This window comes from Pedococcus sp. P2_A3, assembly GCF_056405035.1.
On the sequence record NZ_JBFUCW010000007.1, the window covers coordinates 96,588 to 118,516 of the forward strand.

The 21,929-nt window shown below is 71.4% G+C and carries 23 protein-coding genes and 1 pseudogene; 7 read left to right on the forward strand and 17 right to left on the reverse strand.

Translation table 11 applies throughout. The features are described from left to right. Window positions 1-112: 112 nt before the first annotated feature. The 13 genes from pepN to AC1DX8_RS07745 form a co-directional block, all read right to left on the reverse strand. Complete coding sequence (pepN, locus tag AC1DX8_RS07685; RefSeq protein ID WP_477629325.1) at window positions 113-2,584, reverse strand: aminopeptidase N; 2,472 nt, start codon at window positions 2,582-2,584, stop codon at window positions 113-115. 96 nt (window positions 2,585-2,680) lie between these two features. Beyond that, window positions 2,681-2,884, reverse strand: coding sequence for a cold-shock protein (locus AC1DX8_RS07690; RefSeq protein ID WP_056924211.1), 204 nt, complete (start codon window positions 2,882-2,884; stop codon window positions 2,681-2,683). Window positions 2,885-3,135: 251 nt separating this feature from the next. Then, window positions 3,136-4,023, reverse strand: coding sequence for a zinc metalloprotease HtpX (gene htpX / locus AC1DX8_RS07695; RefSeq protein ID WP_477629326.1), 888 nt, complete (start codon window positions 4,021-4,023; stop codon window positions 3,136-3,138). 108 nt (window positions 4,024-4,131) lie between these two features. Beyond that, window positions 4,132-5,637, reverse strand: a complete 1,506-nt coding sequence (locus AC1DX8_RS07700) for an NADH-quinone oxidoreductase subunit N (RefSeq protein WP_477629327.1) — start codon at window positions 5,635-5,637, stop codon at window positions 4,132-4,134. Then, window positions 5,634-7,109, reverse strand: a complete 1,476-nt coding sequence (locus AC1DX8_RS07705) for a complex I subunit 4 family protein (protein ID WP_477629328.1) — start codon at window positions 7,107-7,109, stop codon at window positions 5,634-5,636. The genes AC1DX8_RS07700 and AC1DX8_RS07705 overlap by 4 nt, the downstream gene beginning before the upstream one ends. A 61-nt stretch (window positions 7,110-7,170) precedes the next feature. Continuing rightward, window positions 7,171-9,045 carry an NADH-quinone oxidoreductase subunit 5 family protein gene (locus tag AC1DX8_RS07710; protein WP_477629329.1) on the reverse strand — a complete coding sequence of 625 codons (1,875 nt, stop codon included), beginning with the start codon at window positions 9,043-9,045 and terminating at the stop codon, window positions 7,171-7,173. Next, window positions 9,042-9,365: an NADH-quinone oxidoreductase subunit NuoK gene (gene nuoK / locus AC1DX8_RS07715; protein WP_477629330.1), complete on the reverse strand. Its 324-nt coding sequence runs from the start codon at window positions 9,363-9,365 to the stop codon at window positions 9,042-9,044. Before nuoK ends, AC1DX8_RS07710 begins: the two co-directional genes overlap by 4 nt. Continuing rightward, window positions 9,362-9,904, reverse strand: coding sequence for an NADH-quinone oxidoreductase subunit J family protein (locus AC1DX8_RS07720; RefSeq protein WP_477629331.1), 543 nt, complete (start codon window positions 9,902-9,904; stop codon window positions 9,362-9,364). The genes nuoK and AC1DX8_RS07720 overlap by 4 nt, the downstream gene beginning before the upstream one ends. Then, complete coding sequence (locus AC1DX8_RS07725; protein WP_477629332.1) at window positions 9,901-10,497, reverse strand: NuoI/complex I 23 kDa subunit family protein; 597 nt, start codon at window positions 10,495-10,497, stop codon at window positions 9,901-9,903. The genes AC1DX8_RS07720 and AC1DX8_RS07725 overlap by 4 nt, the downstream gene beginning before the upstream one ends. Beyond that, on the reverse strand, window positions 10,494-11,453 hold the full coding sequence (locus AC1DX8_RS07730; RefSeq protein WP_477629333.1) for a complex I subunit 1/NuoH family protein: 960 nt from the start codon (window positions 11,451-11,453) through the stop codon (window positions 10,494-10,496). The genes AC1DX8_RS07725 and AC1DX8_RS07730 overlap by 4 nt, the downstream gene beginning before the upstream one ends. Further along, on the reverse strand, window positions 11,450-11,980 hold the full coding sequence (locus AC1DX8_RS07735; protein ID WP_477629334.1) for an NADH-quinone oxidoreductase subunit C: 531 nt from the start codon (window positions 11,978-11,980) through the stop codon (window positions 11,450-11,452). The genes AC1DX8_RS07730 and AC1DX8_RS07735 overlap by 4 nt, the downstream gene beginning before the upstream one ends. Beyond that, on the reverse strand, window positions 11,977-12,600 hold the full coding sequence (locus AC1DX8_RS07740) for an NADH-quinone oxidoreductase subunit B (RefSeq protein ID WP_477629335.1): 624 nt from the start codon (window positions 12,598-12,600) through the stop codon (window positions 11,977-11,979). The genes AC1DX8_RS07735 and AC1DX8_RS07740 overlap by 4 nt, the downstream gene beginning before the upstream one ends. Then, window positions 12,600-12,956: an NADH-quinone oxidoreductase subunit A gene (locus tag AC1DX8_RS07745; RefSeq protein WP_477629336.1), complete on the reverse strand. Its 357-nt coding sequence runs from the start codon at window positions 12,954-12,956 to the stop codon at window positions 12,600-12,602. Before AC1DX8_RS07745 ends, AC1DX8_RS07740 begins: the two co-directional genes overlap by 1 nt. A 70-nt stretch (window positions 12,957-13,026) precedes the next feature. Here AC1DX8_RS07745 and AC1DX8_RS07750 point away from each other — a divergent pair, with 70 nt between their 5' ends. Together AC1DX8_RS07750 and AC1DX8_RS07755 are read left to right on the forward strand one after the other, a co-directional pair. Then, entirely contained in the window at window positions 13,027-13,674 is a 648-nt protein-coding gene (locus AC1DX8_RS07750; RefSeq protein ID WP_477629337.1) for an LON peptidase substrate-binding domain-containing protein, read from the forward strand. A 50-nt stretch (window positions 13,675-13,724) separates the two neighbouring features. Continuing rightward, window positions 13,725-14,228 (forward strand): DinB family protein, encoded by a 504-nt coding sequence (locus tag AC1DX8_RS07755; RefSeq protein ID WP_477629338.1) that lies wholly within the window; start codon window positions 13,725-13,727, stop codon window positions 14,226-14,228. A gap of 15 nt (window positions 14,229-14,243) precedes the next feature. Here the strand turns inward: AC1DX8_RS07755 and AC1DX8_RS07760 are convergent, their stop codons facing one another. The 3 genes from AC1DX8_RS07760 to AC1DX8_RS07770 form a co-directional block, all read right to left on the reverse strand. Next, window positions 14,244-14,789 carry a GNAT family N-acetyltransferase gene (locus tag AC1DX8_RS07760; protein WP_477629339.1) on the reverse strand — a complete coding sequence of 182 codons (546 nt, stop codon included), beginning with the start codon at window positions 14,787-14,789 and terminating at the stop codon, window positions 14,244-14,246. Between the two features lie 145 nt (window positions 14,790-14,934). Next, window positions 14,935-15,915 (reverse strand): glycosyl hydrolase, encoded by a 981-nt coding sequence (locus AC1DX8_RS07765; protein WP_477629340.1) that lies wholly within the window; start codon window positions 15,913-15,915, stop codon window positions 14,935-14,937. A gap of 129 nt (window positions 15,916-16,044) precedes the next feature. Continuing rightward, window positions 16,045-16,344 (reverse strand): DUF2087 domain-containing protein, encoded by a 300-nt coding sequence (locus AC1DX8_RS07770; RefSeq protein ID WP_477629341.1) that lies wholly within the window; start codon window positions 16,342-16,344, stop codon window positions 16,045-16,047. 140 nt (window positions 16,345-16,484) lie between these two features. Here AC1DX8_RS07770 and AC1DX8_RS07775 point away from each other — a divergent pair, with 140 nt between their 5' ends. The 5 genes and pseudogenes from AC1DX8_RS07775 (at window position 16,485) to AC1DX8_RS07795 (ending at window position 20,592) form a co-directional block, all read left to right on the forward strand. Continuing rightward, window positions 16,485-17,981, forward strand: coding sequence for an HNH endonuclease signature motif containing protein (locus AC1DX8_RS07775; RefSeq protein WP_477629342.1), 1,497 nt, complete (start codon window positions 16,485-16,487; stop codon window positions 17,979-17,981). A gap of 227 nt (window positions 17,982-18,208) precedes the next feature. Next, window positions 18,209-18,709 carry a hypothetical protein gene (locus tag AC1DX8_RS07780; RefSeq protein ID WP_477629343.1) on the forward strand — a complete coding sequence of 167 codons (501 nt, stop codon included), beginning with the start codon at window positions 18,209-18,211 and terminating at the stop codon, window positions 18,707-18,709. Between the two features lie 192 nt (window positions 18,710-18,901). Continuing rightward, complete coding sequence (locus AC1DX8_RS07785; RefSeq protein WP_477629344.1) at window positions 18,902-19,156, forward strand: hypothetical protein; 255 nt, start codon at window positions 18,902-18,904, stop codon at window positions 19,154-19,156. A 490-nt stretch (window positions 19,157-19,646) separates the two neighbouring features. After that, window positions 19,647-19,787: pseudogene (locus AC1DX8_RS07790) on the forward strand (cold-shock protein); the annotation flags it as partial. 283 nt (window positions 19,788-20,070) lie between these two features. Beyond that, complete coding sequence (locus tag AC1DX8_RS07795) at window positions 20,071-20,592, forward strand: cold-shock protein (protein ID WP_477629406.1); 522 nt, start codon at window positions 20,071-20,073, stop codon at window positions 20,590-20,592. Window positions 20,593-20,766: 174 nt separating this feature from the next. On the opposite strand, the gene AC1DX8_RS07800 is transcribed toward AC1DX8_RS07795, so the two are convergent. Further along, window positions 20,767-21,915 (reverse strand): MFS transporter, encoded by a 1,149-nt coding sequence (locus AC1DX8_RS07800; protein ID WP_477629345.1) that lies wholly within the window; start codon window positions 21,913-21,915, stop codon window positions 20,767-20,769. Window positions 21,916-21,929 lie beyond the last annotated feature (14 nt).

The window sequence follows — 21,929 nt, forward strand, 5'->3', positions numbered from 1 at the left end:
GTGGCAACGATACCCCCAAAACGATGGCAAATCGTCCAGAGATCCTCGACTCGTGGCCGTCTGACCTGCACAGACGTGGTCAACCGCCGTGCCGGCGGGGCAGTTCGCCGCCTCAGCCGAAGGTCGCGCGGGAGCGCAACGCCTCACGCAGCTGGGACTCCCCGTCGACCATCGACCGCCGCACCGCCGCGCTGAGGCCGCGCTCACGCAGGGCCGCCTCGCTGCGTTCGACCGTCGCGTCCTCGACCACCCGGCCGGGGTAGGCCAGGCTCGCGACACGGGCGATGGCGTCCTCCCCCACCCACTGGCGCATCGCCGGCACGTCGGTGAAGTAGCGCTCGGCATACGGCCGCACGACGGCGAGGTCGTCGGTGAGCCAGAAGCCCTGGGCGAGCGCGTTGAGCTCGTAGTTCGAGCGGGACCGGTTGGCGGTGAGCTCCGCCCACGCCCACGCCTTCGCGTCGGCGCCGGGCATCGCGGCCCGGGCCTGGAGGGCGTTGAGCCGCCCCTGGAGGGTGTCGTCGTCCGCGCGGCGACCCTCGACGAAGTCCTGGTCCACCAGCCCCCGCGCCGCCAGGTTGCGCACCGCGATCCAGCCGAAGTCGGAGTCCTCCTCGAGACCGGCCGGACGGTCCTTGGCCGCGGCCCAGGCGCGCAGCAGGGACTCGTCGTCCGTGGACCGCGCCAGGGTCCGGGCAGCGACCAGCGCACGGGTCGACCCGGGTTGCGCCGCGGCGAGCACCTGCCCGGCCGAGGTAGCGACGACCCGCTGGGCCCACTCGTGCTCGGCCGGAGGCAGGAACGTCGGGATGATCCTGCCCAGCAACGACATCGAGGTGCGGTTGAGCACCGAGTCGTTGTCCTCGACGGGCCACGCCTCGCCAAAGGTCCGCACGAGCACCCGGGGGTCGATGGTGCCGAGGCAGGCGCCGTCGATCAGCGCGATCCAGACCACGGCCCGCGCCTGCACGTCGGGCACGGCGGCGAGGGCCGTGGGGACGGCCCCCACCGACTGGGCATCGAGGGCCACCGTCGCCCAGGTGAGGTCGGAGGCATTGGGCACGACGAGGTCGGCGGCGGGGGCGTCGCGCAGGGCGTCGACGACTGTGTGGTCCTGGGTCAGGGTCACCGGCACCCGGAAGACCTCCGCGCCATCGGCGAACCCGGCAACGTCCATGGTGTGCGGCCGGTCGGCCGGGTACTGGGTGGGCGCCGTGCGCTCCACGGCACCGCTCGCACGGTCGACGGAGATCACGTCCACCCCGGCGGTCAGCAGCCAGGCGTGGCTCCAGTCAGCCAACGTCTGCCCACTGGCGCGCTCCATGAACCCCATGAAGTCGGCCAGCGTGCCGTTGCCGTAGGCGTGCTGGCGCAGGTAGTCCCCGACGCCCGCGATGAAGGCGTCGTCGCCGATGTGGGCGATCAGCTGGCGCAGGGTGGCGGCGCCCTTGGCGTAGGAGATGCCGTCGAAGTCCTGCAACGCCGCCTGGGCGTCCGGCGCCGCCGACCCGGCCACCGGGTGCGTCGAAGGGGTGCGCTCCGCGGCATACCCCCAAGCCTTGCGGGCCACCGTCGAGTCGACCCAGGCGTCGGTGAACTCGGTCGCCGCGACACAGGTGCGGTGCGCCATGTACTCGGCGAACGACTCGTTGAGCCACAGGTCGTCCCACCACTGCATGGTGACCAGGTCGCCGAACCACATGTGGGCCATCTCGTGGGCGATGGTGTTGGTGCGTGAGAGCACCTCGTCACGGGCTGCGGCGCCGCGGAAGACCATGGTGTCGCGGAACGTCACGCAGCCCGGGTTCTCCATCGCGCCGGCGTTGAACTCGGGCACGAACACCTGGTGGTACTCCCCGAAGGGGTACCGGATGCCGAACAGCGAGTGGTAGTAGTCGAAGCTCGCCTTGGTCACCTCGAGCATCTGCACCGCCTCGCGTTCGAGGTGGGTGCGCAGGGAGGCCCTGGCGTGGATGCCCAGCGGTATGCCGTCGTGCTCGTCGAGCACGGACGCGTAGGGCCCGGCGCAGACCGTGACGAAGTACGTGGCCAGGGCTCGCGTGGTGGCGAGCTCCCAGCGACCGGGCGAGACCCGGGTGGCCGCGCCGTTGCCGAGGACGAGCCAGGCCTCCGGGGCCGTGACGGTCAGCGTGTAGGGCGCCTTGAGGTCGGGCTGGTCGAAGCAGGCGAAGACCCGGGGGGCCGCGTCGAGGAACAGGTGGCCGTAGACGTAGTGCTCGCCGTCGGCGGGGTCGACCGCGCGGTGCAGGCCCTGCCCGTCGCGGCTGTAGGCCATCGTCGCCTCGACCTCGAGGACGTTCTCGGCCTCGAGGTCGACCAGCTCGACCCGGCCGTCCACCAGACCGCCCACGTCGAGGGCCCGGCCGTTGAGGACGATGGAGGTCAGCTCCGTCGGCAGGACGTCGACGAAGGTCGTGGCGCCGGGCTCGGCGCACCGGAACGCGATCGTCGTCCGGGAGCCGAAGGTCTCCGCACCCCGGTCGAGGTCGAGGTCGACGTCCATGCTCGTCACGGTCAGGAGCTCGGATCGCCGACGTGCTTCGGTCCGGGTCAGGGAAGGCATGGGACCGATTCAACCAGCCATCGTGCCGGGGAACGCCGAAGCCCCCGGCCGCGGGCGGCCGGGGGCTTCGAACTGAAGTTCAGAGGTGGGGCAAGGTCAGATGACCGTGACCTTCTCCGCCTGGGGACCCTTCGGGCCCTGCGTGATGTCGAACTCGACACGCTGTGCCTCGTCGAGCGAGCGGTAGCCACCGGACTCGATCGCGCTGTAGTGCACGAAGACGTCGGCGCCGCCGCCGTCCTGCTCGATGAAGCCGAAGCCCTTCTCAGCGTTGAACCACTTCACTGTTCCCTGTGCCATGGGATAACTCTTTCCTAATTGGCCGATGTGGCCGCGGATGCGGACCACCAGCTGCGAAATCACCACGACACGGAATACACCGCTTACGGAAAAGGCCCGCACACTGGCGGGCCCACTCACACGAGGAACTGCAACTGCAGCAACCATAACGTGAATCCGCCAGAACTTCATTCCCGCCCCTCCCGAGTGTCGCGGCGGGAGTCTCGGGAGGGGCGGTGCGAATCGGCCTCAACCGGGGTGGAACGGACGGATCAGCGCTGGCGGAACCCGTACGCCTGCTGCTCGAGTCGGGCGATCCGCTCGGTCATCGGCGGGTGGGTCGAGAAGAACCGCGACACGTCCTGCGGCCGGAACGGGTTGGCGATCATCATGTGGCTGGTGTTCTGGATGGCGGGCGTCGGCTGCAGGGGCGCCGCGGCCACGCCGACCTCGAGCTTGCGCAGCGCCGAGGCGAGCGCCAGCGGGTCGCCGGTGAGCTTGGCGCCGTCCTCGTCGGCGTCGTACTCACGGGTGCGGCTGATGGCCATCTGGATCATCATCGCGGCGAACGGCGCGAGGAGCGCCATGGCCAGCATGGCGATCGGGTTGGGCCGGTCCTCGTCGTTGCCGCCGCCGCCGAACATGCCTGCGAACATGAGCATCTGGGCCACCGACGTGATCACGCCGGCCACGGCCGCCGCCACCGAACCGGTGAGGATGTCGCGGTTGTAGACGTGCATCAGCTCGTGCCCGAGGACCCCGCGCAGCTCGCGCTCGTCGAGCAGCCCCAGGATGCCCTCGGTGCAGCAGACGGCGGCGTTCTCGGGGTTGCGGCCCGTGGCGAACGCGTTGGGCGCGGCCGTGGGGCTGATGAACAGCTTGGGCATCGGCTTGCCAGCAGCGGTCGAGAGCTCCCGGACGATGCGGTACATCGCCGGCGCCTGCGCCTCGCTGACGGGGTAGGCGTGCATCGCCTTGATGGCGAGCTTGTCGGAGTTCCAGTAGCCGTAGGCGGTCATGCCGACGCCGAAGAGGGCGAAGAGCCAGATGAACGCCGAGCTGCCCGTCGAAGCCGAGATGACGCCACCGATGGCGAGCAGGAGGGCGAAGATTCCGCCGAAGAGGGCTGCGGTCTTGAGCCCGTTGAAATGGTTGTGCATGTCTGCCTCAACGCTCCCTTCCGTGCTGGCGTTCCCTGCGAACAGGCTCCGGCGCCGGCCGTGTCGGACGACGCTGCCGGCGGCTCGGGCGAAGGGTCGGGCGACCGCTCAGCCGAGCAGCCCGAGCAGAAGCTGCGGCATGACGCTGGTGGCCACGAGCACCGTGCCACCGAGGACMAGCGCGGCCAGGGCCGACCGGGGAATGCGGCGGATGACGGCTCGGGCGGGGCCCTCCTCGGGGTCGCGCAGCAGCACCGCGAACCAGCGCAGGTAGACCGCCACGCCGAGGACGGCGTTGAGCACGGCGACCATGGCCAGCAGCCACTGCCCCTCCCCCACGACCGGGCGCAGCGCCACGACCTTGGCCACCAGGCCGATGACGCCCGGCGGGAGCCCGGCCAGTGACAGCAGGGCCAGTCCGAGCGCCCCTCCCAGCAGCGGGTGCGCGCGCAGGAGACCCGTGTATGCCGCGAGCGTGCGTCCCTGGTCGACGACGCCGCGGCGCCGTGGCGTGGCCGTCACCACGTGCACCACCGTGAACGCGACCAGCGTCGCGACGACGTAGGCGAGCAGGTACCCGCCCGAGGCCGCGGCCGAGCCGTCGTCGAGCGCCGAGAGCGGCAGCACGACCCACCCAGCCTGGGCGACGGTGGACCAGGCGAGCAGCCGCACCGGGTCGTCCTGCACCAGGGCCAGGATGTTGCCGACCGTCATCGAGACGGCGGCCAGGATGCCGATGGCGACCAGCACCGGTGCGCCCGCCCCGACCAGCGGCCGGACGACGACGAGCAGAGCGGCGAGCGCGGCTATCTTCGAGGTCGCGGCCAGGAAGGCCGCGACCGGTTCGGTGGCGCCGGCATACGCCTGGGGTGTCCAGACATGGAACGGCACCAGGCTGAGCTTGAACCCCAGCCCGGCCAGCAGCAGGAGCGCGCCGAGCAGCAGCACCGCGCGGCGCTCCGGGTCGGCGAGCGCATCCTGCACGCCACCGGCGGCGAAGACCGCCTCACCGGTCGAGAGCAGCCACAGCGCCGCGCCCAGCACGACCATCGCGAAGGACACCAGGGAGGTGGTGAGCAGGGCGAGCGCGCCCCGCCCGGCCGGGGCGTCGCCGCGCAGGGCGACGAGCGCGATGGCGGGCAGGGTGGCCAGCTCGAGGCACACGAGCCACGACCCCAGGTCGTGGGCCGCAGCCACGCCCGCAGCGCCGGCCGTCGCCGCGAGGACGAGCGACACGATGACAGCCGGTCCACCGCGCAGGTGGTCGCGGGGGTCGGCTCCCGGCCAGCTCAGGAGGAGCACGACCAGGGCGGACGCGAGGGCTCCCAGCTGGAGGGCGCTGGCGAGGGGGCCGGCTTCGTACAGGCAGGCACCGTCGGGAGCCGGCAGGCAGAGCGTGCGCAAGGGGTCGTCAGTGGAGCGCAGCGCCCCGGGTACGGCGAGGGCGATGCCGGCCGTGAGGGCGAGCACCCCGACAGCGGCGTGCAACCGCACCAGCCGCGGGGCGAGAACGTCGACGACGAGGACGAGGACGGCCCCCAGGGCGGGGACCGCGACGGGCGCCAGGGCCAGCCAGTCGAAGGTGACCATGCTCGTGGCCGTCGGCGCGCTCACGGCGCGGCCCCGATGATCGTGGTCACCGTGTCGTCGGTGAGGGCGAGCAGTGGGCCGGGCGCGATGCCCAGCAGCAGCACGGCCAGCACCAGCACGGCGATGACGTCCCACTCGCTGTCGCGGCTGTCCTCGATCCGTGGCTCGACTCGTTCGCCGGCCCACACGGTGCGCAGGACCCGGAGCGCGTAGGCGGCAGCCAGGACGGTGCCCAGGGCGCCGACGACGGCCAGCGCCCGGAAGAGGCCCTGGGGACGGTCGGCGGCGGGTGACCACGCGGCATACACGCTGAGGAACTCGCCCCAGAAGCCGGCGAGGCCCGGCAGGCCCAGGGAGGCGGCGAAGCCGACGACGAGCGCGAACCCGAGGCGCGGGGTGACCTCGCGCAGGGCCGCGCGCGCCGTCTCGAGGTCGGCGCTGCCCCAGCGTTCCTTGAGGCCACCGACGACCACGAAGAGCAGGGCCGAGACCACGCCGTGCGCGACGTTCGCGAACAACGCGGCCTGCAGCCCGGTGCGGGTGCCGCTCGAAAGGCCGAGGACGACGAAGCCCATGTGGGCCACCGACGAGTAGGCGACGAGGCGCTTGAGGTCACGCTCGACGAGACAGGCCAGGCCTCCCCAGATGATGCCGACCGCGCCGAACACCGCCAGGACCGGGGCGACGTGGGCGAAGCCCTCGGGCACCGAGGCAAGTGGCAGCCGCACGAGGCCGTAGGTGCCCATCTTGAGGAGCACGGCGGCCAGCAGCACCGAGCCGGCCGTCGGCGCCGTGGTGTGGGCCGGCGGGAGCCACGTGTGGAGCGGGAAGACCGGCACCTTGACGGCCAGCCCGGCGACCAGCAGCGCTGCGACGAGCGTCTGCGTGCCGACGGGTATGCCGTGCCCGCCGCCCTGCGCGAGCACGTCGAGGTCGGAGGTGCCGGCCTTGGCGACGAGGGCGAGGATGCCGACCAGCATGAGGGTCGAGCCGAACGCGGTGTAGAGGACGAACCGGCCTCCGGCGTCAGACCGCGCGGGCTGGTCGTGGGGGTCGCCGAAGCGGGTGATCAGCACCCACATCGGCACGAGCACCAGCTCGAACGCGACGAAGAAGAGCACCGCGTCGCGGGCGTAGAAGGTGGCGAGCGCCCCGAACTCGACGAGGAGCAGGCAGGCGTGGAACGCCGCCGTGGTGCCACCCTGCGGCGGCCGGTCGAGGGTGTGCAGGACCACGCCCACGCCCAGGATCGCGGTGAGCAGCAACAGCGGCGCGCTGATCCCGTCGACGGCCAGCTGCCAGCGCAGTCCGAGCGACGGCACCCACGCGCGGTCGACCGTGGGGCGCGTGATGACGGCGAAGAGGACCCCCGCGAGGGTCACGACGCTGGCGGCGCTCGCGAGCAGGTTGGCCGTGCGGTGGGAGACGCCGCGACCGCCGGTGAGCAGCCACACGGCCACGGCCGCCGGCACCACGAGGCTGACCAGGATCACCATGGTTGTCCGTTCACCAGAGTTGTCCCCTCACCACAGTTGTCCCCTCACCACAGCTGTCCATTCACCACAGCGCCACTCCTGCGAGCGCGACGGCCACGACCCCGGCGACGACCCAGGCCAGCCCGGAGGTCGCCACCTCCGACCGGTGGGCCCGCTGCCCGCCGGCGCCACCGAACCGGGCCGCCGCAGCGGCCCCGCGCACGTAGGCGTCGACGACCTCGCGGTCGAGGAACACGACCAGGTGGGCGAGCGCGAGCACCGGCCGGGCGACCAGCGTGACGTAGAGGCGGTCGACCCCGAGACCGGCGTCGAAGGACGGCGTCCGGGCGCCGACCACCCTGATGGCCGGGTCCTTCCCGTCGGCGACCGACCGCACGGCCAGTCCTGCCCCGACGATGAGCAGGACGCTGAGCAGTGCGACGAGCCACCCGATCTGCCCCTCGAGGTGGAGCAGCGGGGTCAGGACGACGAGCCCACCGACGACGGTGAGGAGGGCCAGGACCGACACGACGACCCGCACGCCGACCGTCGCGGTGTCGGTGTCGTGTCGCTCGATGTCGGCGGAGCCGAGGTCGTCGAGCACGATCCACGCGCGCATGCAGTAGGCCGCGGTGAGGGCGACCGTCAGCAGCCCCGCCAGCATGACGATCCACGCTCGGGCCTCGCCGTCGCCGATGCCCGCCTCGGCGGCCGAGAGCACGTGCTCCTTGGAGACGAAACCGACCAGCGGGGGCACCCCGGCGAGCGACAGCAGCCCGACGAACATCGCCGGCCTGATGAACAGGTGACCGCGCACGCCACCGCGCATCGTGGCCGCGGCGGTGCCGCCGACGGTCACGCTGAGCCACCCGATCGCGAGGAACAGCAACGCCTTGAAGAACGCGTGGGAGTAGAGGTGGAGGACGCCGGCGCCCGGCCCCTCGTCGGCCGGAGCCACCGCGAGGGCGGAGAGCATGAGGGCGACCTGGCTCAGGGTGGAGTAGGCGAGCAGCCGCTTGAGGTCGCTCTGCCCGAAGGCCAGCACCGCGGCATAGACCATGGTCACGGCGGTGCTCAGCGCGAGCAGCCAGCGCGCGCCCTCGGCGACGGCGAGCACGTCGAACAGCTGGGCGAGCACGAAGGTGCCGGCCGCGACCATCGTCGCGGCGTGGATCAGCGCCGAGGCGGGCGTCGGGCCCTCCATGGCGTCGGGCAGCCAGTCGTGGAACGGCACCATGCCCGACTTGCCGAGGATGCCGATGACCAGCAGCACCATGGCGACGTTGAGGAGGGTGGTGCTCGGGCCGGTGCACGCGCCCGCGTCGTTGCAGCCGGTGCCCGCCCAGGACTGCACGACCTGCCGGTATGCCGTGGAGCCGGCCCCCGCGGCGAGGATCACCACCCCGAGGACGAAGCCGACGTCCGCGAGCCGGGTGACGAGGAAGGCCTTGAGGGCGGCGCGACGCGCGGACTCCTTGCGGCTCCAGTGGCCGATGAGGAGGTAGGAGCACCAGCCCATCACCTCCCACCCCACGAGCGTGAGGACGAGGTCTGCGGACTGGACCACGAGGAGCATGCCAGCGGTGAACAGCGACACGGTGGCGGCGAAGATGCCGTAGCGGTCGTCGTCGCGGAGGTACCACCCGGCGAAGACCTGCACCGCCCAGCCGACCACCGCAACGACGAGCGCGATGGTCGCGGTGGCCGTGGTCGCCTGCAGCTGCAACGGGATCCGCAGCTCCCCCGCTGCGAGGGCGGCGATGGACGAGACCGGGCCCGCCCCCGACGAGCCATGGACTCCGACGACCTCGGCCAGGGAGAACACCATCGCGAGGAGGGACGCCCCGACCGCCACGAGCCTGGGCGTCCGGAGGTCGGCCCGTCGCGCCACCAGGAGCCCGAGGAGCGCGGCGACGGCCGGCACGAGGACGACGAGGCGGGTGGCGGTGCCGCTCACGACCTCACCTCGTCCGCTTCGCTGGTGATGGGCTCGCTGAGGTCGACGTCGCCGCGCAACCGGAAGACGGCCAGCACCACTGCGAGCGCGACCACGACCTCGGCGGCGGCGATGGTGATGACGAAGAGGGTGAGCACGTTGCCCGCAGCCCACCGGTCACCGCCGTTCGCCCCCACCGAGACGAGGAGGAGGTTGGCCGCGTTGAGGACCAGCTCGACGCCGATGAGGACGAGCACCGCGTTCCGACGGGCCAGGACGCCGTAGGCGCCGAGCCCCGCGAGGACGGCGGCGAGCAGGTACGGACCGGCCAGGTGGATCATCCTGCGCCGCCTTCACCGGTCACCGCGGGCTCGGCCGCAGTCGGCGGACGGGTCATGCGCGACACCGCCATCGCCGCCACCAGCGCGACGAGCAGCAGGACGGACAGCACCTCGAAGGGCCAGACCCAGGTGCCGAAGAGCTGCTCGGCGAGCTGGGTGGTGGAGGTGTCGCGACGCCGCACGGCCGGGCCGGCCAGGGGCAGCAACGCGGCGGCGAGCAGGGCCGTCACGCCCGCGCCGAGGACGCCGGCCAGCACGCGGTGCAGCCGACCGGTGCTGATGTCGGGGTTCGCGCCGATGGGGGCTCGCGTCAGCATGAGCGCGAACAGCACGAGCACGACGATCGCGCCGACGTAGACCAACAGCTGCACGAGGGCGACGAACTCCGCTCCGAGCACGAGGTAGCAGCCCGCCACCGCACCGAGGCAGACCACCAGCCACAGCGCCGCGTGCACCACGTGCCGGGTCGTCACGGCGAGCAGGCCGCTGGCGGCGGTGACCAGGCCCACCGCAGCGAAGGCCACGTCGAGTGAGGTCATTCCCCGGTCTCCGCCGTCGGGGTGGCGCGCGTCGGCGCGGGCCTCGCGGGCGTCGTGCGGACGAGGCGACCCGGTCGCGTCGTCGCGGCGATCTCGGCCGGCTCGGCGGAGTGCTCGTCGAGCGCGGACGGCGGCGGCACGGTGGGCATCCACTGGCCCAGCCGGTCCTTCTCGTGCAACAAGTCGCGGATGTCGAGCTCGGAGTACTCGAACTCCGGGCTCCAGTGCAGGGCATCGAAGGGACAGACCTCGATGCAGATGCCGCAGTACATGCAGAGGCTGAAGTCGATGGCGAACCGGTCGAGCACGTTGCGCTGCCGCTCGCGTCCGCCCGGGGTCGTCGCCGGGAGGGTCTCCTTGTGGGAGTCGATGTAGATGCACCAGTCCGGGCATTCGCGCGCGCAGAGCATGCACGAGGTGCAGTTCTCCTCGAGGAGCGCGATGACCCCTCGACTGCGCGGGGGAAGGTGCGGCTGGGCGTGCGGGTACTCCGCAGTGTGGGTCGGCTTGGCCATGGTCCGCGCAGTGGTGGCCAGCCCCTTGAGGATCCCGGGTATGCCGATCGCGCCCGGCTTCTTCTGCTGCTCGCTCATGCCGTGGCCACCACCCAGGCACCGGTCAGGGCCAGCTGGGCCAAAGCGAGCGGCACGAGCACGAGCCAGGCGAGCCGCTGGAGCTGGTCCTCGCGGAGCCGCGGCCAGGCCACCCGCAGCCAGATGACGACGACCGCGATGCAGAAGCCCTTGAGCAGGGTCCACAGCCACCCGAGCTGGTCGCTCGCGAGGCCGTGCCAGCCGCCGAGGTAGAGGACGGCGAAGAGCAGAGACATCACGACGATCCCGGCGTACTCGCTGAGCAGGAAGAACGCGAACCGCAGGCCGGTGTACTCGGTGTAGGCGCCGAACACGATCTCGGAGTCGGCGACCGGCATGTCGAACGGCGGCCGCTGGAGCTCGGCCACGGCCGACACCAGGAACACGATGGCCCCGGGGAGCTGGAAGACCAGCCACCACGGAGACCAGACCGCAACGATCCCGGACAGCGAGAGCGACCCCGCCGCGAGGCAGACGCTCGCCACCGCGAGCACCATCGGCAGCTCGTAGGAGAGCAGCTGGGCGGCGGCCCGCATGGCCCCGAGCAGGGAGTACTTGTTGGCGCTGGCCCAGCCGGCCATCAGCGTGCCGAGGATGCCGACCGCCGTCACCGCGAGGACGAACACCGCCGAGGCGGGCAGGTCGGCCGCCACGACGTCCGGGGACAGCGGGATGGCGGCCATTGCCACCAGGTAGGGCACCAGTGCGACTGCGGGGGCGAACCGGAACACCCGCTGGTCGGCTGCCGCCGGGGTGATGTCCTCCTTCTGGACGAACTTCACCCCGTCGGCGACCAGCTGGGCCCAGCCGTGGAACCCACCGGCATACATGGGGCCGAGGCGGCCCTGCATGTGGGCCATCACCTTGTGCTCGGTCTGGCCCACCAGCAGCGGGAGGACGAGGAAGGCCGCCAGCACGCCGACGGCGCGCAGCGTCACCTCGACCGCGTCGTTCACCGCGGACCCCACTCGGGGTCGGGCACACCCGGCGCGGAGACCCGGCGCCGACCGGTGGGCTTGGCGTGCTCGGACTCGCCCGGCTCCTTCGCGCCCGGCCACGGCTTGGAGGCCCGCGCGGCGAGGACGAACGACTTGCGCAGGGGGGTGCCCTCGAACCCGTCCGGCAGGAGGAGCGGGCGCAGACCCAGGCCCGTGCCGTCGTCGAAGCCGTCGAAGTCGAGCCCGAACATCTCGTGGGTCTCGCGCTCGTGCCACGCCACCCCGCGGAACACGGCGGTCAGGCTGGGCAGGCTGGCCCCGCTGGGAACCCGGGTGCGAAAGAGCTTGCGGCGCAAGGCAGTCGGTGTCGAGCCGTCCATCAGATGACATACGACGTCGAGGCCGGGAGCCGCTTCGTCATCGGACTGGTCGACTGCCGTCAGCCAGTCGAAGAAGGTGTAGCCCTCGTCGCGGGCAGCCGAGATCGTGGCGACCCAGTCAGCGGGGTCGACCTCCGCGCGCGAGAGGGCGCTGGGGTCGCTCACGGGGCCTCCCCGGCCGAACGCTCCACCACTGGGCGCGCTGGTGGGCGCTGCACCAAGGGCCGGTTGACCTCGCCCGCCGAGGCGATGCGATGGCCGGCATACTTGGCGCGAATTCCTTTGGTGGACAGCGTTTCCGCAGCGATCTTCTCCTGCAGCTTGAGGATGCCCTGCAGCAGTGACTCAGGGCGCGGAGGGCAGCCCGGCACGTAGACGTCGACGGGGATGATGGTGTCCACGCCCTTGGTCACGGAGTACGAGTCCCAGTACGGGCCGCCGGAGTTGGAGCAGGCGCCGAAGGAGATGACGTACTTGGGTTCGGGCATCTGGTCGTAGAGCCGCCGCACGGCCGGTGCCATCTTGTCGGTGACCGTGCCCGAGACGACCATGAGGTCGGCCTGGCGCGGTCCCGGCGCGAAGGGGATGACCCCGAGGCGGATGAAGTCGTGCCGTGCCATCGACGCCGCGATGAACTCGATCGCGCAGCAGGCGAGCCCGAAGTTGAAGACCCACAGCGAGTAGCGGCGGCCCCAGTTGAGGACGACCCGGATCGGCTGGGGTGCGAGGTCGGTGGCCGGGCCGACGCGCGGCATCGGCAGTGGCGTCGGCTGAGTGGTCGTCATCAGAGCCACCTCAACAGACCGCGGCGTGCGGCGTGGACGAGTCCGATGAGCAGGATGCCGACGAAGACCGCGATCTCGACCAGCGACGCTGCCCCGAGGTTGCTCCGCACGACGAGCGCCCACGGGAAGAGGTAGACCGCGTCGACGGCGAAGATGACGTAGAGGAACGCGTAGACGAAGTAGCGGACCTGGGTCTGGGCCCAGTCGCGCCCGACCGGGTCGACGCCGGACTCGTACGTCGACAGCTTGGCGCGGGTCGGCGCCTTCGGGGCGAGGAGCGCCCTCGCGCCCATCGCGGCCACGAAGAGCAGCAGGCCGACGGCGACGACCGCGGCGATGACGACGTAGGGCGACACGCTTGGCAGCCTAGTGGGACTGCACCGTGCAGGGGTGTTGCGCCGAGGCGCGGGCACCTAGCGTGAACACATGGCCCAGCTCCCACTGTTCCCCCTCGGCACCGTGCTGGTGCCCGGGGCGACCTTGCCGCTGCAGCTCTTCGAACCTCGCTACCTCGAGCTGCTCAGCGACCTCGTCAACGCCATGGACGTGCCCGAGTTCGGCGTGGTGGCGATCCGGCAGGGCCACGAGGTCGGTGCCGACGCGGTCCGTGACCTGCACGAGGTCGGCTGCGTGGCCCGCGTGCTCCAGGCCGCTCCCGTGGGCGACGGTCGCTACCTCGTGCTCTCCACGGGGGTGCGCAGGTTCCACCTCGACGCGCTCGTGCCCGGCGCGGGCACGGCATACCTCACCGGGGAGGTGACCCTCCTCGAGGAGCGCACGGGCGACGCCGAGGCGGTGCACGACCTCGCCGACCGGCTGCGGACGGCCCTGCACGACTACGCGACGACGCTCGGCGCCGAGGAGCCCGAGTGGCCCGCGGACCCCGAGGAGCTCTCGTATGCCGTGGGCACGGCCGTGGGGCTCGACCTCGGCGACCGCCAGCGGTTGCTCGCCGCCCCGGACACCGAGACCCGGCTGCGGCTCGGGCTCACCCTCGTGCGACGCGAGCGGCAGCTGGCCGCGACGCTCGGTGTGGTGCCACCCGCTCCCGAGCACGGCTTCAACCCGAACTGAGCCGCCGGAAGTCGCTGGCGCCGGGCGAGCGAGTGCGACAGGGTCGACGCATGACGCGTACCGACACCCCCGAGGCCTGGGACGAGCGCACCACGCTCCTCACCATGCTCCAGTACACCCGCGACACGGCCGCCGAGAAGTGCCGCGACCTCGCCGACGAGCACGTGGGCGCCGCGCCGCTCCCCGGGTCGCCGCTGATGAGCCTGGGCGGGGTGGTCAACCACCTTCGCTGGGTCGAGCACTCGTGGATCGAGAACCGGTTCGTCGGTGGTCCCGACCTCGGCCCGTGGACCGACGAGGAGCCGGACCGCGAGTTCAGCCTCGGCGCCACGACGCCTCTGGCGCAGACCTTGGCGGAGTACGCGGCACAGGCGGCGCGTACCGACGCCATCATCGCCGGGCTCGACCTCGACGAGCCCTCGGCGACGCCGTTCCGGTCAGGCGTGCACCCGACGCTGCGCTGGGTGCTGCTGCACCTCATCGAGGAGAACTCCCGTCACAACGGCCACCTCGACATCCTGCGCGAGCTCGCCGACGGCCGGACCGGCGCCTGAGGCAGACCCGGACGGCTAGTGCCCTTCGAGTCGCTCGAAGGCCGGGGCGTAGCGGAACGCGCCGGTGAGACCCTCACCCCAGGCGCCGAGGGTGCGCAGCATGAAGTAGGCCGGCCCCCAGTCCTGCGGTGGCGTGATGCCGTGGTCCACCGCCGGGCCGAACCCGAAGCGCGGATAGTAGGTCGGGTGACCGAGCAGCACGACCCCGGCATGACCGAGGGCGTCCGCGGCGGCGAGCGTCGCGTGCACGAGCGCCGATCCGATCCCGGTGCCCTGCAGCTCCGGCAGGACCCCCAGCGGACCGAGCGCGGCCAGTGGGGCCGGCTGGTCGTCGAGTAGCGCACGACTCATGGCGACGTGCCCGACGACCTGCCCGTCCCGCACCGCGACGAGGCACAGGGGTGGGATCAGGTCGCCATCGGCCCTCAGCTCGTCGACGAGGTTCGCCTCGAGGTCGCCGCTGGAAGCCGGGGTGTCACCGCTGGCCGGCTTGGCGAACGCCCGGCGGTGCAGCTCGCGGATCGCGTCAGCGTCGGATGGCTGCTCCTGGCGGATGAACATGGTCGCGACCCTAGACAGGCCGGGGGCCGCGTCGCCTTCCAATTTCGATGCCGGGCAGGCGAGGTATGCCGCGTGGCCGGCTCGGCCACCCGGCATACCGGTGGCTGGTCGGTTTGGTGCTTGGCCTGGTGGTCAGCGGGATGAATCAGCGGGCGACGAGGTAGCCGTCGTCGTCGAGGGTGACGGGGATCGGGTCGGTGATCTCGAAGCCGTCGAGGCCCTGGGGCTCCAGGTTGCGGAAGCCGATGAGGACCCACGACCCGTCACGCTGCTGGACCAGCGGCGCGGCGAACAGGTGCGGCTCGCTGCTGAAGGGGCGGGCCGCATCGATGTCCCACGGGCCCAGCGGCCCGGCTCCGGGAACGGACCAGGTGCAGTACTCGCCGGTGCGGGCGATGCGTTCGGCGGTCATCTCCTGCGGGTGACAGGTGAACACGAGCACCCAGCGACCGTCGATCTGCTTGTTCTGCAACACCTCCAGCTGGCCGAACCCGGCCCCCGGCTCGCAGAGCGGCGGACCGAGCGTCCAGGTCTCGAGGTCGGGGCTCGTGGCGTGGGCGACGACGCCGTCATCGTTGCGGGCGGCGTCGCGGGCCCGGGCGCTGACGAACATGTGCCAGCCGTCGCCGCCGGGATCGGCGAAGACGAGCGGGTCGCGCCAGGTCTCGCTCGAGCCCTCGAGGTCGGGGCCCTCGGTGGGGGCTGGGGTGTTGGCGAGGTTCTTGTACCACCGCCCGTCGACGCCGACCACTGGCACGGCGCCGCGCTCCCAGTGGTGCAGGTCGTCGGACACCGCTTGGCCGACCCGCTGGTCGTAGACGTGGTGACCACGGTTGGACACGGCGGTGTAGTACATCCGCCACCGTTCGCCGTCGTGGACGACCGAGCCCGTCCAGATCGCGAGGTCGTCGAACCGCTCGGTGCCACTGCGATCGGGCCCGAAGCACTCGCCGAGGTAGGTCCAGCTGACGAGGTCGGGCGAGGTGGCATGACCCACCGTCGCGGCGGTGTGCCGCTTGCCCGGGTCGCCCAGTGCACGCGGCGCCTGGAGGAAGAACAGGTGGTAGAGGTCGCCGTCGTCGGCCACCCAGGAGTCCCAGACCCAGAGGTCATCCAGCCTCAGCATGAGCAGAGTCTGGCAGCAGGTGGGGCCACCCACACGCCGAACCACGTCGTGGACAACCGCTGTCCGGTGACGCGTTGCCGCGGCAGTCGGCAGGGCGTTGTCGCGGCAGTCGGCCGGGCGTCGTCGCGGCTATCGGTCGACCGTGCCGCCCGCGCGCCAGTAGAGCCCGTCGCGGCGCTCGAGGAAGCCTTCCTCGACCAGGTAGCGGCGCAGTGCGGCGACGTCGTCGTGCCACGCCCGCAGGGCGTTGTTGACCTGGGTCTCGTCGTAGGTCTCCCCGATCTCGAACGCCTGGGCCATCTCGTTGAGCACGACGAGTCGCTTGCGGATCCGGGTGGGGAGGGCCGAGAGCCTTCCGTCGGGGCGGACGAACGCGCGCAGGACAGCTTCGCCGTCGGTCAGGGCGTCGTCGAGGGAAGGGCGGTCCATGTTCGAACCTAGCTCGCAAATCCCTTGTCGTCCCAACGGTTCTCGTTGCGCCCGGGTCATCGCGCCTGTTGGCCGCGGGTTGGGGCGGCGGGTCGGTCCGTGGGGGTGGGCTGTCGGTGGCGGGTTGTAGGATCGAACACATGTTCGACAGCGTGGAGTCCGTGCAGGGGGCCGATCCGGCCGTCCTGGCCGGTGCGTTGTTCGCGCTGACTGATGGCGAGATCGCCGACCTGCCGGTTGAGGCGGCGGAGGCGCTGGTGTTGGCCGCGCAGCGGGTGGTGAGCGCGGCGACGGCGCGGCAGCGGTCGGCGATGGAGACCGTGGCCCGGCGCTGTGACGAGCGGGCCGAGTGCGAGGCCGCCGACGTGGCCGCCGTGGCCGCTGCGGGTGGGCGTCGCCGGCAGGTGCTGTCGGGGCACGCGGTCGCGGCGGGGTCGCTGGCGGCGCTGCTGCACGTGTCACCGCGGACGATGTCGACGCGTCTGGACCAGGCCCGGCGGGTGGTGTGCGCGCTGCCGCAGGTGCAGGAGCTGGCGTGGTCCGGTGACCTGGAGCCGTACCGCGTGGACGCGGTGGTCGCGGAGTCGGGGGCGGCGCCGCCGGCACGGTTGCACGAGTTCGAGGCGCGGGTCCTCGAGGGCGGCATCACGCAGGTGTCGTGCGCGGCGTTGCGGCGCCGGGCCCGGCGCGCGGCCGACCGGTGCGCCCCCGACGACGCCGCCCACCTCGCGGACCTGGCCCGGGCCCGCAGCGACGTGCGGGTCCGCCCCGGCGACTGCACGGGCATGACCAGGCTGGTGGCCGACCTGCCGACCCCGGTCGCGATGCAGGTCTGGTCCGCCGTCGACGGGTTGGCGGCCGAGTACGCGCGCGCGAACCCGGGCCAGCGGATGGGGGCCGCGCGGGTCGACGCGTTGGCCGACCTGATCGCGGCCAACGCCACGTTCAGCACCACCATCGAGCTCGTCGCCCCCATCGACCACGACCCCGGCCGCACCGACCCGTTGGGCGTCTCGAAGAGTTGCCTCGGCCCGGCGCCCAACCACAACCACGACCAGGACCACGACCAGGACCACGACCAGGACCACGACCAGCCGGGCCACGCCGACCCGGTCGGCGTGGGTGTGTACGAGGACCTCGGTGGCTGCGAGGAGCTCGACGACGGGGTCCTGCACGACCACGGCGGCGACCTGTGGTTCGTGTCCGCCCGCACCGAGGTCCCGCTACTCGGGTCGTTGCTGCCCGCCGACGTCGTCGCCCTCCTGTCCGACCCCGACACCACGATCCGGCTCGCGCGCAGCGACTCGGTCACCGGCGCGATCCGCTGGCAGGACCCCCGCACCTACCGCCCCGGCGCGCGGACGGCGCGCGCCGTCCGGTCCCGCGACGGCACCTGCCGCTTCCCCGGCTGCAACACCGCAGCAAGACGGTGCCAGCTCGACCACGTCATCCGCCACCCCGACGGGCCCACCACCGTCACCAACCTGCAGACCCTGTGCGCGACCCACCACGGGTTCAAACACCACGCCGGCTGGCACGTGACCATGGACGAGCTCGGGGTCTGCACCTGGACCGCCCCCGACGGCCGCACCCACACCACCCATCCCATGGACCGCCACAGCCACCAAGCCGCCTGACCTGGATCCACCGATCGGCCCTGACGCCCGACGCCCTGGGTCATCCGGATCTGCCGATGTGCGGTCGTGAGCGATCAAGTCCGCAAGGTCCCCGGGGACCTTCGCTCCTATTCGCCACCGCCCAAGCGAGAAACCCTTTGGAGTACGGGCTACCCGAGTCGTGGTGTCCCGGAGCGCCGGGCGTCGTGGCGCGGTCGACGCGTGAGCTCAAGAGAGGAGTCTTGGTCATGGAGAAGATCATGTGGCTTGTGTTGGGAGGCGTCGCATTCGTCGCAGCGCTGCGGGCGGGTCATAGCCCGCGCGCGATGTACATCGGACGCTGGGCTCTTGCGGTTCTCTTCATTCTGTTCGGGGCGGCCGTGAACGTCTTCTACCTGGCGGCGGATTCTGCGTACTACAAGGACTTCGCGCAGCCCTCCCCGTTCAAGTTCGTCAGGGACACCTGGGAGTCGCTCGTACTGCCCCACCAAGGGTTCTTCATCTCGCTCTTGATCATCGCCGAGGCGATTGCGGGCGTACTCCTCCTCATCGGAGGACGATGGACACAGGCTGGGCTGATGGCTCTCATCGGCTTCCACCTGGGGCAGTTGGCGTTCGGTGGCGTGATGTGGGTCTGGGCGCCGCTGATGCTCGTTACGTTCGTGCTGCTCCTGCGAGCCGAGCGCCGAGCCGGGCCCCAGCGTCGGGGCGAGCTTGGTACACCAGCCCGCACGCTCGTGCCGCGTTGACCGCGCTCGCGCGTACATCGGTGGGGTACGGAGGGAGAACTCGTCGTTCCTCTACAACGGCTCCCGCACGATGTACGAGCGCCAGCGCTTCACCTACGTGGCTGAGCAGCGAATCTCCCGCTCCCCCCGGCTCCGGGCCGCGAAACACCCTGTCACGCCGCGGACAGTGGCGCGGCTGGGTACTCTGCCGGCGTGGAGAACACTGGGCTGAGTCTTTGGATCAATTGGGTCAGCGTCCCCATCTTTCTCGCGCCGGCGATCGCGGTCGCGCTGTATTCCAGGCACGTGGCTGGCGGTTGGATGCGGCCTTGGATCGGGCTCAAGCCCGTCTGGTGGTTCCTGCTTGTCCTCCTGGTGCCTTGGATCGGCTTGCCGCTTCTGGTGGCCCAGTTGATCCTGCACAGGCAAACGCCCGGAGCTATTACTGGGCACCACACCTCCGGCTGACCATCCGGTCATGCCGCGAAGCGCGCCGTAACGCGCTCAGCGACGCGAGACCGACTCTCGTGGAACATCGGCTGCCCTCGCGGCCGAACGTACGCCCCAGAGCAGCGCCGCGAACGGGACTACCACGCTGAGGAGTGCGCCCGCGGCGGCTGAGGAACTGTGGGTGATCTGGTCCCATTCGGTGATAGCCCTGCCCACGGTGGAGACCACGAGGAGGGCGAGGACAACCAGCACGACTCGGGTACCCGAAGGCGTGGCCCGAGCCCGACCGATCCACTCTTCCTTCACGCGGGGAGCGTAACCGTGCCGATGCGTCGCTCGGAGCGGAACGTCCTCATCTGCCGCTGTCGGCACGGCGCCGGGTGCCGTGGATGTCGCCGTCGGGCACTTGTCACGACGGTGCGAGCACCGTCTGGCGCCGGGCGGCTTGGCGCAGTCCCGTCGGGGACACTGGGGGAACACCGACCGTAGCTTGGACAAGGAGTCCGCCGTGACTGAGGGAACCGTCCGCTGGTTCGACGCCGACAGGGGGTTCGGCTTCATCGCCCTCGGGCAGGAGGCAGAGGACCTATACGTGCATGCGTCCGAGATCGTCAGCGACGACGCGATGAAGCTGCTCCGGCAGGGCCAGGTGGTCGAGTTCGAGATTGGCGAGGGGGACCGCGGCCCGCAGGCACGCCGCGTCCGGGTCACGGCCGACCAAGCCGCCGATACACCGCTGGGGGTGCTTGGCACCGTGTCCTGGTACGAGCCTGCCAAGGGGGTACGGCTTCATCACGCCCSACGGCGGTGGTGGCGAGATCTTCGTGCACAGTTCGGCSATCGTGGGGGGCGGCGTGGTCTGGGAGGGGCAGCGGGTGGCGTTCCTCGTCGTYGACGGGGAGAAGGGATTGCAGGCYGAYCATCTGCTCCCCTTGAGRGCCCAGGCCGCCCAGCAGGTCGTGGCATCCGACGGGGCGGACGGCACCGTGTCTTGGTACGACGYGGACAAGGGCTTCGGRTTCATCACCCCCGAGTCAGGCGGCCCCGAYGTCTTCGTCCACGTCCGGGAACTGGCCGACGGGCTMCCCGAGCTCGGTGAGGGCGACCGGGTGACGTACGACATCGTCGTGAGCGAGAAGGGCCCACAGGCTCGCGACGTGCGCCTCGCGCGCARCTCGACACCGCGGGGRGCACCCGCGACGTCGACGACYCGCGCYCGGTCGGGACACCGGGAGGCATCCGACGCCCCGGYGCGCGGCGGCGAGGGAGTGGTTGCGCGCTACGACGCGGAGCGGGGGTTCGGGTTCATCACCCCGGACGCGGGAGGCGCGGACCTGTTCGTGCACGTGTCGGTCCTCAGGGGCGCCGAGGCGCTGTACCAGGGYGATCGAGTCCGCTACCAGGTGCGGCAGAGCGATCGAGGACCACAGGCCGACCGCGTTGAACGGGTTTGAGCGGAAAGACGGTCCAGGCGCAGCTAGTGCTTGTCGTGTCCCGATCGGGTCGCACGCTGATGCCGCGATGAGGTGCACGGGGGCGGAGTAGGCGTGTGGACTCTGGCCTGGGGCGCGGCCGTGGTCTGGCGGTGGCCGATGGTCCTCGGCCCAGCCCGCACTCGACGGGTACGGTCAGGGCGCGCGGAGCGTGTGACGCCCACTCCACCAGAGCACCAGTTCGAGCGTGAGCAGCACCAGGCCCACGGTCGTGACGGCACTCCATCCGCCGGCCGACCACAGCACGCTGGCCAGTGCGGAGCCGCCTGCGCCGCCGGTCAGGCCGCTGGTCACGAACGCCGTGTTGATGCGGCCCCGAGCTTCGGCGTCGACGTTGACCAGTCGCGTCTGGTGGAGCACATTGCCCGCTTGGACTCCGACGTCCAGCAGCAGCACGGCGACCAGGACGACAAGAAGGCTGTCTGGCCCCGCGGTACTGATGGTGAGGGCGAGGATGCCCAAGCCGATGGCGGCACCGGTCACTGGGGTGGACTTGCCCATGTCGTGGACGCGGCCGACCTGGTGCGCCGCGAGAGCCCCAACGAGTCCGACCAACCCAACGAGCCCGATCTGGGCCGCACTGTACGAGTACGGCTTGGTGCTCAGCAGGAACGTCAACGCGGTCCAGAACAGTGAGAACACGCCGACATTCAGCGCGCCAAGCAGAAGGGACAGCTGCACGACTCGGTGGCGGCGCACTTCCGCGAACACCGACCGCAGCAGGGCGGCGTAGCTGGTGGACGCTCGGGCCGCAGTATCAGGGAGGAGCCTGGCGAGGAGTAGCGCAAGGCTGGCCGTGACGCCGGCAGCAAGAAGGTAGATGGCGCGCCAGCCGAAGGCGTCAGCGAGGATGCCGCTGATGGTGCGGGAGAGCAGGATGCCGGTGAGCAGACCGGACACGATGGTTCCGACGACTGCGCCGCGCTGGTCGTCGCTGGCGAGGTCGGCGGCGAGCGGGATGAGCAGCTGGGCGGCCACGGTCGTGAAACCGACCAGGGCCAACATCACGAGCAGGACTGGGTAGGTCGGGGCCAGACCCGCGGCCGCGAGGGCGGCAGCGCAGGCAGTCATCACCGCTGGGGTGAGACGTCGAGGGTTGAACCGGTCGCCGAGCGGAACCAGCAGGAAGACGCCCAGGGCGTAGCCGATCTGGGTCACGGTGACGAGGAGGCCGGTGGCGCCAGTGGACACGTCGATCGTCTCGGCGATGTCAGGTAGGAGGGGTTGGGCCCAATACGTGTTGGCGACTGCGGCGCCGCCCGCAACGGCGAACAGCAGGGTCATCGTCCTGCTCATGC